Source organism: Halococcus salsus, assembly GCF_009900715.1.
GTDB lineage: Archaea > Halobacteriota > Halobacteria > Halobacteriales > Halococcaceae > Halococcus > Halococcus salsus.
The window spans coordinates 1,374,278-1,384,276 of the sequence record NZ_JAAAJC010000001.1 but is presented as its reverse complement, the minus strand read 5'-3'; the positions used below and the strand labels follow the sequence as shown (position 1 = coordinate 1,384,276).

The 9,999-nt window shown below is 61.0% G+C and carries 9 protein-coding genes and 2 pseudogenes; 6 read left to right on the top strand and 5 right to left on the bottom strand.

Annotation, left to right across the window (positions count from 1 at the left end; translation table 11 throughout):
- Positions 1–146 precede the first annotated feature (146 nt).
- Positions 147–518 carry a hypothetical protein gene (locus tag GT355_RS07105; RefSeq protein ID WP_160133955.1) on the bottom strand — a complete coding sequence of 124 codons (372 nt, stop codon included), beginning with the start codon at positions 516–518 and terminating at the stop codon, positions 147–149.
- Positions 519–569: 51 nt separating this feature from the next.
- Positions 570–755 (bottom strand): hypothetical protein, encoded by a 186-nt coding sequence (locus tag GT355_RS07100; RefSeq protein ID WP_160133954.1) that lies wholly within the window; start codon positions 753–755, stop codon positions 570–572.
- 101 nt (positions 756–856) lie between these two features.
- On the opposite strand from GT355_RS07100, the gene GT355_RS07095 reads away from it, so the two are divergent.
- Positions 857–1,867, top strand: coding sequence for a hypothetical protein (locus GT355_RS07095; protein WP_240145747.1), 1,011 nt, complete (start codon positions 857–859; stop codon positions 1,865–1,867).
- A 178-nt stretch (positions 1,868–2,045) separates the two neighbouring features.
- Positions 2,046–2,177: pseudogene (locus GT355_RS18740) on the top strand (DUF8097 family protein); the annotation flags it as partial.
- Positions 2,178–2,347: 170 nt separating this feature from the next.
- Here the strand turns inward: GT355_RS18740 and GT355_RS07085 are convergent.
- Together GT355_RS07085 and GT355_RS07080 are read right to left on the bottom strand one after the other, a co-directional pair.
- Positions 2,348–4,666: a heavy metal translocating P-type ATPase gene (locus tag GT355_RS07085; RefSeq protein ID WP_192927974.1), complete on the bottom strand. Its 2,319-nt coding sequence runs from the start codon at positions 4,664–4,666 to the stop codon at positions 2,348–2,350.
- A gap of 64 nt (positions 4,667–4,730) precedes the next feature.
- Positions 4,731–5,480 carry a helix-turn-helix domain-containing protein gene (locus tag GT355_RS07080; protein ID WP_160133953.1) on the bottom strand — a complete coding sequence of 250 codons (750 nt, stop codon included), beginning with the start codon at positions 5,478–5,480 and terminating at the stop codon, positions 4,731–4,733.
- A 161-nt stretch (positions 5,481–5,641) separates the two neighbouring features.
- Here GT355_RS07080 and GT355_RS07075 point away from each other — a divergent pair.
- From GT355_RS07075 to GT355_RS07060, 4 genes and pseudogenes are all read left to right on the top strand, one after another.
- Positions 5,642–5,920: pseudogene (locus GT355_RS07075) on the top strand (DUF7347 domain-containing protein); the annotation flags it as partial.
- Between the two features lie 15 nt (positions 5,921–5,935).
- A complete protein-coding gene (locus GT355_RS07070) occupies positions 5,936–6,526 on the top strand; it encodes a DUF7351 domain-containing protein (RefSeq protein WP_420825961.1) in 591 nt (196 codons plus the stop codon).
- 356 nt (positions 6,527–6,882) lie between these two features.
- The gene (locus GT355_RS07065; protein ID WP_160133950.1) at positions 6,883–7,614 is read left to right on the top strand and encodes a CPBP family intramembrane glutamic endopeptidase; all 732 of its coding nucleotides are present in this window, start codon (positions 6,883–6,885) and stop codon (positions 7,612–7,614) included.
- Between the two features lie 444 nt (positions 7,615–8,058).
- The gene (locus GT355_RS07060; protein WP_240145746.1) at positions 8,059–8,991 is read left to right on the top strand and encodes a metal ABC transporter substrate-binding protein; all 933 of its coding nucleotides are present in this window, start codon (positions 8,059–8,061) and stop codon (positions 8,989–8,991) included.
- Here the strand turns inward: GT355_RS07060 and GT355_RS07055 are convergent.
- A complete protein-coding gene (locus tag GT355_RS07055; RefSeq protein ID WP_160133949.1) occupies positions 8,981–9,814 on the bottom strand; it encodes a GIDE domain-containing protein in 834 nt (277 codons plus the stop codon). The two genes, GT355_RS07060 and GT355_RS07055, sit on opposite strands and share 11 nt — an antisense overlap.
- Positions 9,815–9,999 lie beyond the last annotated feature (185 nt).

Sequence of the window (9,999 nt, the reverse complement as noted above, 5' to 3'; positions counted from 1 at the left end):
TGAGGTACTGAGTTTAGGCCCCGAAGACGAGTCCGACGGCGACACCGATCGAGATCACGGCGGAAATGGAGATGGTCGCCCACTCCCGGCGACCGAGCTCGTCGGGGACTCTCCCGAGCCCCCGACGGACGGCGAGCCAGGAATCCTTACTCCGGGGAGTCGTTCCGCGAGCGGGCGAACTCGACGGTTCGTTGCTCGGTCGCCGGTTCGCCCTCGGCTTCGTCGTCCTCACCCTCACGCTCGCTTTCGCGGTCGCCGAGCGGGTCTGGAACGTCGGCAGTGTGAGGCTGGTCAAAGACATCCCGTAGGCGCTTGACGAGATACGAGAGCAGCGCCATCGTCACCGGATAGACGAAGTAGACAACACCGCCCTGTGACTTGCGGATGTTCTCGATCACGTCGATCCCGACCATATCGAGAAGGATCACGAACCCACCGAGACAGAGAACGGCGATCAGCACCGACTCGAAATCCGGAAGCGAATCCCGAACCCGCTCGGCAAGCGCGTCTCGATCCATGTGCTCACTGTTTGTGGCATATCCTATACAAGTTTTGCCGATTCGGAGACGCTACGAGAGCGACCACGAGCCCGATCGGACCATCCCCGCCCCGTACCAGCAAAATCCAAGCCCAAGAATACCGACCAGAACCATGCCAGCAATCGAGCCTGCGAACGGAACGAACGCGAGCGTGAGCAGTCCCCAAACGACGAGATAGAATCCGTGTGAGCGGGAGTTGTACGTCCAGTTGGCCATACCTCGACGTAGAATCAGCGCCGGGATAAGTCATTCCTCCAAGCACGATCCGACCGGCATTTATCCGGGAAGCCGAGGCATTCTTCTACGGACACACTACGATGACTGAAACTCGCTCTCGACAGACGAAACGGATCGTCGGCGTTCTCGCACTCGCCACCATGCTCACGGTCGCTGGCTGTAACGGTATTCTCGGTAGCAACCAACAGAACACTGCTAACTCGACCGTCGCCTCTGGCGGCGACCAGCAGACGGTCACGAACAGTTCGACCGTGACGCCCCTCGACGTGCCCACGGACGAGCCTACAGCGAGCTCGGCCAAGCAACTCGCGCCCGGCCTCACGAGCACGGGCGTCACTGATTCCGGCGCGCTACTCCGAGCACACACCGCCTACTTAGAGAATCACTCGACGATCACGCGGGCGAACAGCAGCGTCGTCGCGCCGAACGGCACTGTCGTCTTCTCCGTGAACCAGACCATCCACAGATCCCGATCCGGCGACCGAATCGCGTTCAGTTCGAACTACACGGGCTCGATCTCCGGTAGCACGAACGTCACGCGCGTCGACGGATGGACGGTTGGTGAAGAGACCTATGTTCGCCAGACCTTCAAGAACGGCACCACCGGCTACGCTCAACCCGCTGGTGACTCGGTTGCGACCGATGGAACGCTCGGGGCGACGACGCTCTCGACGTATCTCTCGGATGCCGAGCAGGGTAACATCTCCGTCGAGACCCAGCAGGTGAACGGCTCGCCGCGGTACGTGGTCGCCGGCGCGCTCTCGAAGTCGAACCTCTCCGCCGACTACCGGCTCTCGATCGACGAACAAGGTGTGACCCGTGATCTCGTCGCTGTGCAGCCGAATCCGACCGGCGGCAACTCCATTCGTGTTCACGTCACGCTGGAGAGCGCCGACTCGGTTGCACTGGAAGCGCCGGCGTGGCTCTCCGAGGCGCGACAGCAGACCGGGACGCCTCCCTCGTCGATGCCGACCACCCCTGCCACCACCACACACCTCGGAACGAGTGAATCCTCGATGGATACAGCGACCGACACCGGAGAGAACGGCAACACGACGATCGACGGACTCGTCGAAACGACCGTAACGTAGGCACAGCCACCGGATTATATGGGGCCGCGGCTTCTATCAGGGCACAATGGTTCGCCAACGGATCAAGGCTGTTTTCAAGTTCGGACTTTATGTGTTCGCTCTCGGGTTCGCCCTCTTTCTTCGGAAGGCGACAGCCGACCTTCCCGATGACGAGTGAATCGAGCCGAACCAACCCCTCTTGCCGGGCGCTCTGGTGTTCGGAGCGGGAACGTCTGCACTTGCTGGGTTGCTCACTGATCACGACGTATGTGGGATTCGGGCGAGTCGACGACGGTTCCTCTTCACCTTCCTCTGGAGCGGGAAGGATCGGGTGCTCGCTCGGTTCGCGTCAAACCCAGTCGCGTGTCGAGGAAAGAAGACGTCGAAAACGTGCTTCAGGGGCAAAGCCGAAAGGAAAACCCATTTCTGGAGGTGGTTTTCGTCATTCAGATACTTCATCACCTCGCCCTCAACACGGAACATCGGTCCGAGCGAACCCGACTATCGGTCGTCGCTGGGTTTCAGGCGTGAGAGTCGCATCGCGTTGCCCGTCACCCCGAGGCTCATCCCCATATCGCCGACCACGACCGCGAGTGCAACGCTCACGTATCCCAGCGGGACACCGACGGCCAGCAGTGCCTTCACACCGAGGCTCGTCCAGATGTTCTGGCGGACCACGTCGTTCGCCGTTCGTGAGAGCCTGTAGAGATACGGGAGATTCCCAACGTCGTCCCCCATCAAGGCGATGTCGGCGGTTTCGAGTGCCGTATCCGTCCCTGCTGCGCCCATCGCGATCCCGACGTCGGCGGCGACGAGTGCGGGTGCGTCGTTGATGCCATCCCCGACCATCGCGACGTTGCCACGTACCGCCTGCAGATCCTCGATAGCAGCCACCTTCTCGTCCGGGAGCAGTCCCGCACGGTACTCGTCGACACCGACCTGCTCGGCGATGGCTCGCGCCGTTCCCTCGTTGTCACCAGTGAGCATCACGACGTGGTCGACGCCACATTCGTGTAGTTGCTCGACGGCACGCTGCGAGGTCGGGCGGACTTCGTCGGCGACCGCGACCGCCCCGATCAACTCGGTTTCCGTGCCAACGAGAACCACCGTCCGCCCTTCGTCTTGGAGTTCGGCGAGCACGTTCGTATCGAACGCTTCCTGCTCTGACGGACTACTTCGGGAGACGCCATCCGGGATAGTACCCCCGTCGGTCGCGCCACGGGTCTGGGAGAGGTCGAAACCGAGCTCCTCGAACAGCGCCGGTTTGCCTGCGTAATACGTCTCGCCATCGATCTCGGCTCGAATGCCCCTTCCAGTCAAGCTCTCGAACTCCGATGGCGTCGGGAGGTCAGTGAGACCGGCTTCGTCCGTCCGGACGAGGATCGCCTCGGCGATGGGATGTTCGCTCCGTCGTTCCAGACTTGCCCCGTATCTGAGAACGTCCGTCTCGGTGTGGTCTCCCAGCGGAACGACTTGGGTGACCGTGAGTTCTCCTTTGGTGAGCGTGCCCGTCTTGTCCAGCGCGACGGCATCGACCGCGCCCATCGCTTCGAGGTGGTTCCCGCCCTTGATCAGCACGCCGTTCTTCGCCGCGCTCGTGATGCCGGAGACGACCGAAACAGGTGTCGAGATGACGAACGCGCACGGACACGCGATGACGAGCAGGGTCAACCCACGGACGAACCACGTCTCCCAGGGCCACCCGAGCGCGAGCGGTGGGACTACTGCTGTGAGGATCGCGAGGACGACGACCAGGGGCGTATAGTACCCCGAAAACCGGTCGACGAACTGCTCTTGGTCGGTCTTGTTCTCCTGGGCTACCTGTACCATCTCGATGATGCGTGAGAGCGTCGAGTCGCCCGCTTTCGAGGTGACTTCTACTTCGAGATAGCCCTCCTCGGTAAGGCTTCCAGCGTAGACGTCCGCGCCGTCGGATTTGTCGACGGGGACGCTCTCCCCGGTGATCGGTGACTCGTCGACGGCGCTCTCGCCGTCGAGAACGGTTCCGTCGAGCGGGATCTTCTCGCCAGGGCGGACGATCACGGTCTCCCCCACCGCCACGTCCTCGGTCGGCACGGTCACCTCCTCGCCGTCCCGGCGGACCGTAGCCTCGTCCGGCGAGAGTTCCATCAGTTCACGAAGCGAGTCCCGTGCCCTGTCCATCGCGTAGTCCTCGAGGAGCTCCGCGATACTGAACAGGACCGCGAGCGTCGCCGCCTCGACGAAGTAGCCGATACCCGTGGCCGCGATGATCGCCGTCCCCATCAGCAAGTCGATATCGAGACTCAGGTTTCGCGCCGAGTAGTACCCACTACGAACGACTGGAGAGCCGCTGACAGCGATCGCGACGAGAAAGAGCCCATCCGAAAGGCCCAACGGTGAGCTGAGAACGGTCGCTATATCCACGTTCTGCCCGGCGAGGATAAATTCGAAGAGAAGCCCGAACACGAGGAATCCCGCCCCAACCCACGTCTTGATCGCGCGAGAACTCGTCCATATCTCAGACGGCGGGGCGATGCTCATCCCGCTATCCGCACCTCCCTCAGAACCATTTCCGCTGCCGGTAACCTCGTAGCCCGCTCCTTCGATAGCTGCGACCACCTCAGCCTCGGCGGTACGTTCGGGGTCGTAGGTTACGGTGGCCGTGCCGGTCGTCGGTTGGAGCGCCGTTTCGACGACACCGTCGACACGTTGGAGGCTCTTGTCGACCTTCTGTGCACAGGAGGGACAGTCCATCTCCGGAACGGTGAGACGAGCGGATAGCTCCGATCCTGCCTCGGAGTCGCTCGCTTGGTCGGCGGAATCCACGCGGTCGGTCATCCTCTCGAAATAGGTCGGATGGTTCGATAAGACTTCGTTGGAATATTCCAAGCGGGATTCGCGGTCAGAGCGCTGGCGATGGCTCGTCCGGCAGCTGCTCGCGGGCGACGTGGCGCTTCGCGAGGTGTTCTTCGGCCCGTCTGAGTCGGTAGGTGAGCGTCGAACGGGGGACGTGGAGATGTTCGGCCAGCCCACTGACGTCGATCTCCCGCGGGGATTCGTAGTAGCCGTGTTCGACGGCGGCCTGAACCGCTGCCTGCTGTTCGGGTGAGAGTTCGTCGGTTCCGGTAGCGGTATCGTCTACCGACGGGGAGGCGACCGCCGTTCGAAGCATCTCCATCCGGGCGCAATCACCGACTACTGTTTCGAGTTCGTCGAAGAATCCGCTCACGCTCCCTTCGCCGGAGTGGATGATCCGCCAGGTGTAGTGGCGGCCCTCGTGGCGCGTATCGAACAGCAACCCGTCGCCGAGGTGGTCACGTGCGATGTGGGGGATCGACGCACAGAGCGGGGTCCGTTCCCAGTACGAATAGAGAACGAGCGTTTCGGCGGTCCGGTCGAGGACCTGTGTAGTCTGCGTTGCGTTACAGTCGTCGGTGGCGAGACAGTCGGCGTAGTAGTCGCCCTCGAGAAACGCGTCTTCGATGGCAGCGAGGGCATCGGATGTTCCCGTCGCATGGTCGACGCGCCAGAGTCGGTCCCGAGTGACGTGCAACGAGAGCGAGCGGATCGCGGCCTCCGGATGGTCAGCGAGCGCATCGGCTACCCGATTGCGGTCCGGTTCGTATTCGAGGGCGAAGACGAGTTCACGCATAGGCCGAGATAGCCGCTACGAGTTCATAACGGGTGACATCCGTTTCGCCGTGGTCCGATGGAGCTTCCCTGTTCCGCATCGGGTCGCGCGGATGACTCACCGTAATAAGAGCCCGGCCAATCCTCGTCGGTAGTTTTACCGATCCGTTTCTCACCACGATCATGGTCGACACAGAGCGCTCTCCCACCGAAGAACCGAACACGGACCCTGCAGACGCGTTCGGGGCACTCAGCGACCCACTCCGGATCGACATTCTCCGGGCGTTGGGGAACTATCACCGTGAAGCTGCGGACGAGCGATCCATCGGATTCGCAGATCTCCGCAGGCGGGTTGGCGTCGACGACTCCGGATGATTCCGGTACCACTTGGAACGGCTTCGTGGGAACTTCGTCGAGAAGGCTAGTGATGGATATCGACTCACCTTTGCCGGAGCCAAAATCGTCGTGGCCATTCTCATGGGCACGTACACGCACGCGATCTCGAGGGAGGCGGTAGAACTGGATAGCGACTGTTTCGTTTGCGACGATCCGGCCATCGCGACGTACGAGAACGGGATCTGCACGGTCTCCTGCGCCAACGACCATCTCCTGTTTCGCTGGCAGGTCCCACCGACCGCCGCCGCTACTGCAACGCTTCCTGAGATCGTCGACGTAGCGGAGTTGTTGGCACGACAGGGGATGGAGCGAACGCTCAATGGCTACTGTCCGGAATGCTACCACGCCATCGAGTCGGCGGTGATAACCGAATCGGTAGAAACACCCGTCTTTCGTGCCCAGTGTGAAACCTGTGGTGCACGGTTGGTCTGTCCCGCTGGATACGCCCTCTTGGTGGACTCGCGCGTCGTAGCACTGTATCAGAGACATGGACACGACCTCCACGAGTACTATCTCTGGGATCTCCCGTTCATCCAAGAGAAGGAGCGATATAGGCTCGTCGAGGAGCGTTCGGCATGTCTCGAGATCGATGTCTCCGTGGCGAGTGAAACGCTCTCGGTAGTGCTCGACGAGACGGGGCACGTCGTCAACTACTCCCTTCACGAGAAATGACGGATTCTGTATAGAAGAGATGTTCTCCGAGAGCTTAACCGACGACGAATCAATGCCGAGATATGCATCTCAGTCCGGAACGGCGACGGCACGCACCCGACACGACGTGGCTCAGTTTGCTGAGCCCAACTCCAAATGGAATGGCCCTCGCTGTACGCTCCGACGCTCCAGCGTCCCTCCTCCCCCTCTCATCGAGGGATATACGAAACAGCGATCATGCCAACCGTCCCCGGTGTCGGTGTGATAGCGCTTGGCCTCGATTCGGGACGGTCTTCGCGCATCTCGGCACCGAAGACGTACCGCGGACCGCTGAAACCCCAACTCAGTGTGTTCGGAACATCTCCTGGAACGGATAGATGTCGAAGAACGAATCTCGGGTCTCCGATCGGTCCCTGGAGGGAGGCTCAATCGCTCGATTTGCGGCCGCTGCCATCCTGACGTGGGTCATCGTCGAAGTCGGCTTGCGCTGGGGTGGCGTGTGGGTACTCACCGATGTCGTTGGGAGTGCTCGTGGTGCGGACGTGATCCTCCTCGCCGTCGGGTTTCCACTGCTCGCATACGCGATCGCACGATGGGGAATGCGACGGGGGATCGCTCCTTCGGACTGGGATTACGATCTTTCGCTTCGAGCAGTCGGGTTCGCCTTCGTAGGCGTTGTCATCTACTACATCGTCGTCGGGGCGGCATCCATCGGCTACACACAGTTCGTCGGTACAGCCCAATCGGCGGCTGCCAGCACTGCCCTTGCAGAGAGCATCGGTGGGACGCTCTGGATAGCTGCCGTGCTCCTTCTAGCCAACGGGATCGTCGTCCCGATCACCGAAGAACTCGCGTGGAGAGGCGTCATCCAGACGGCCCTCATGGATTCGTACGGCACCTACGTCGGTGGTGTACTCACGGCAGTCGCGTTCGTCGGAAAGCACCTCGTTGTGGACGCCGGTGCTTCGGTTCTCCGGCTGATGTCACTGGTCGTCCTTGCGTTCGTTCTGTGTGGGTTGCGAGCACGGTATGGAACGGTCAGCAGTACCGTCGCCCACCTTCTGGCAAACAGTATTGCAACCATGTCGGTGGTCTTCGTCGCTCTCTGAGTGTCGCGCCCGAAGTTTCAAAACGTGGCCGCGACGACGAATCACGTTCACGAGAGATAGAGAGAGAGAGAGAGAGAGAGTGGCGTCTCGAAACGCTGTTCTGTCGCGGTGCTGCGAGCCGGATCCGTGAACTGGTGTATCCGCTCTGTGATCTCGATGACGTGAATCGAGTGACCATCACGCTGACCCAACCGCTGTTCAACGCGGGGGAGTCCGTGATCGCACGGAGCGGTCACGACACTCGCTAGCTTCTCGTCCTCGTGTCGTTCGTGCTCCCTGGGGAGCGTTCGGCTCGTGACCCTGGTGTCCGATCAAACGGTCTCGGTTACCGATCGGGCCGAGGTCAGCGACGGATCGCTACCCGCTTCTCTCACAATCAGTTGTTAACGAGAACACCCCAGCTCGCAATGATTATTATAACAAGAGAGTAGATTAACAAGAGTGATGAAGGGCTACACACGGCGGCGAGTTCTGGTCGGTGCTGGAGCGGCGGGTATCGGTAGCGTCGCTGGCTGTCTCGGTGGGAGCGGGACCGACAACGGGAGCGAATCCGTCGGCGGTGGCAACGGATCGAACACCAGTTCCGGGACGTCGAACACGTCCGGCGAGCAGAAGACGGCACAGGCGTCGTTCTTCGTCTTCGGCGACTTCACCTCGCAGGTCGCCGGCGACGCCGCGACGGCGAACACGCTCGTTCCGGTCGGCCAGCACGGCCACGGCTGGGAGCCTGGACCACAGATACAGGGCACAGTACTCGATTCCGACCTGTTCGTCCGTGGGATGGAGGGGTTCCAACCATGGGCGGACGACCTCGTATCAAGTCTTCAGGGAGACAACGCGGACGTGACGGTCGTCACAGTGGGCTCGAACGTTGAGCTGCTCGAAGCCGGCGGGGATCATCACCACCACGACGACGAGGAAGAAGGCCACTACGAGAACGAGAGCGAAGGCGAGCATGAGCATCACGAAGGTGAACACGACGAAAACGAGAGTGCTGGGAACGAATCCGACCAGCACGAGCCCCACGAAAACGAAAGCGGCGGTGCGGACGAGCAGCACGACCACGAGGGCGAGGGTGCCCATCACGAAAACGAGAGTGGGGGCGATCATCACGACCATGAACACGACCTCCCTAGCGGGATGGACCCGCACTTCTGGCTCGACCCACTCCGTGCCAAGACGGCCGTCGGCACCATCGAGCAGGGATTCACGGAGATCGGTGGTGGTAACGGGGACGCGTTCTCAACCAACGCCGACGAGTACCGGTCGCGACTCGACGACCTCCACGGCAGCTTCCAGTCCAAGCTGAAGAACGCCTCGAAGGGGGTCGTCTTCATGCTTGCTCTCGACTTCGAACTATGTATTTCTATATGCTGAATACAATGAGTACTGTAGCGAGTATGATCGTGCCGGACGTCAATCCGAAAAGTGATCGTCTTACCACACGAGAGAGCGCCGCCTGTTCGGTACCGTCGGCAAGGAGAAACGGCGATCGCCCCAGCACTCGGTTCGTAGCTCGTTCGATGAGCCCTTGTCTACTTGTCCGACCGATGACCGCGTTTATCTCGCCTGCCGAATCACTCACGGTGGGGTCGGAACGTGCTGGACCGAGAACGTAGACGGATTCGCCTGGATCCAACCGGTATTCCGTATACCGTCGGTCGTTACTCGCTTTGATCGAGAACCCCCCGATCTCTATACTGGAGAGGGCAGAGAGGCCTTGAGTGATGGTCGAGGATGGTTCCTCGCCAGGACGGTTACGAAATACTCGCTGCGCATCGAGTCGAAGGCGTGCACCATCAGGTTCGACGAGCACACTTCCCGTATCGTCTTCGATGCGGAACGGGACGCGTTCATCCCCCGCATCGATCGTCTCCCAATTCGAGCCACCGTCGTCACGACGGAGCTCTTCGATTTCGTACTTGTACACGACGCACTCAGTGTCTGTGAACGGCGCGCGTAACGAGTCACTCTCTATACGGACGGTACCCTTGAGCTCAACCACACCTGGGTGATTGGCAGCGGAGGCAACTGTATTCGTCCGTGTGGTGTACATCCGGTAAACCATCCGCAATTCCATGAGTCCGTAGCCGAACGCACCGAGGCTGACCAACAACGCAACCGTAAGCAGCAGTTGCTTTCCGGGGTCCGTTGGCAATACCAGATCAGCGATGACCAGCGAATACACGAAATCAATCATCTATACCACCTGTGTGACGAGTACTCCCGCGAACACGATGCTCTGGGCAGCATGAAAACGCACGAACTCACGGTCGTCGACAACGCAGAAAATAGTCTCTGCGACGGGCCACTGAACGGACGATGATGCTTCTCCGTTGTGTTTCGGTCGCCGGTCCGGTGACGGTCTCGTCGCCGCCTCCGTCG

What these genes read in the sequence shown, in the direction of transcription:
- GT355_RS07070 (WP_420825961.1), top strand. Translation starts at nt 5,936, where the DNA reads ATGGGCACGTACACGCACGCGATCTCGAGGGAGGCGGTAGAACTGGAT.
- GT355_RS07095 (WP_240145747.1), top strand. Translation starts at nt 857, where the DNA reads ATGACTGAAACTCGCTCTCGACAGACGAAACGGATCGTCGGCGTTCTC.
- GT355_RS07060 (WP_240145746.1), top strand. Translation starts at nt 8,059, where the DNA reads ATGAAGGGCTACACACGGCGGCGAGTTCTGGTCGGTGCTGGAGCGGCG.
- GT355_RS07055 (WP_160133949.1), bottom strand. Translation starts at nt 9,814, where the DNA reads ATGATTGATTTCGTGTATTCGCTGGTCATCGCTGATCTGGTATTGCCA.
- GT355_RS07100 (WP_160133954.1), bottom strand. Translation starts at nt 755, where the DNA reads ATGGCCAACTGGACGTACAACTCCCGCTCACACGGATTCTATCTCGTC.
- GT355_RS07080 (WP_160133953.1), bottom strand. Translation starts at nt 5,480, where the DNA reads ATGCGTGAACTCGTCTTCGCCCTCGAATACGAACCGGACCGCAATCGG.
- GT355_RS07085 (WP_192927974.1), bottom strand. Translation starts at nt 4,666, where the DNA reads ATGACCGACCGCGTGGATTCCGCCGACCAAGCGAGCGACTCCGAGGCA.
- GT355_RS07105 (WP_160133955.1), bottom strand. Translation starts at nt 518, where the DNA reads ATGGATCGAGACGCGCTTGCCGAGCGGGTTCGGGATTCGCTTCCGGAT.
- GT355_RS07065 (WP_160133950.1), top strand. Translation starts at nt 6,883, where the DNA reads ATGTCGAAGAACGAATCTCGGGTCTCCGATCGGTCCCTGGAGGGAGGC.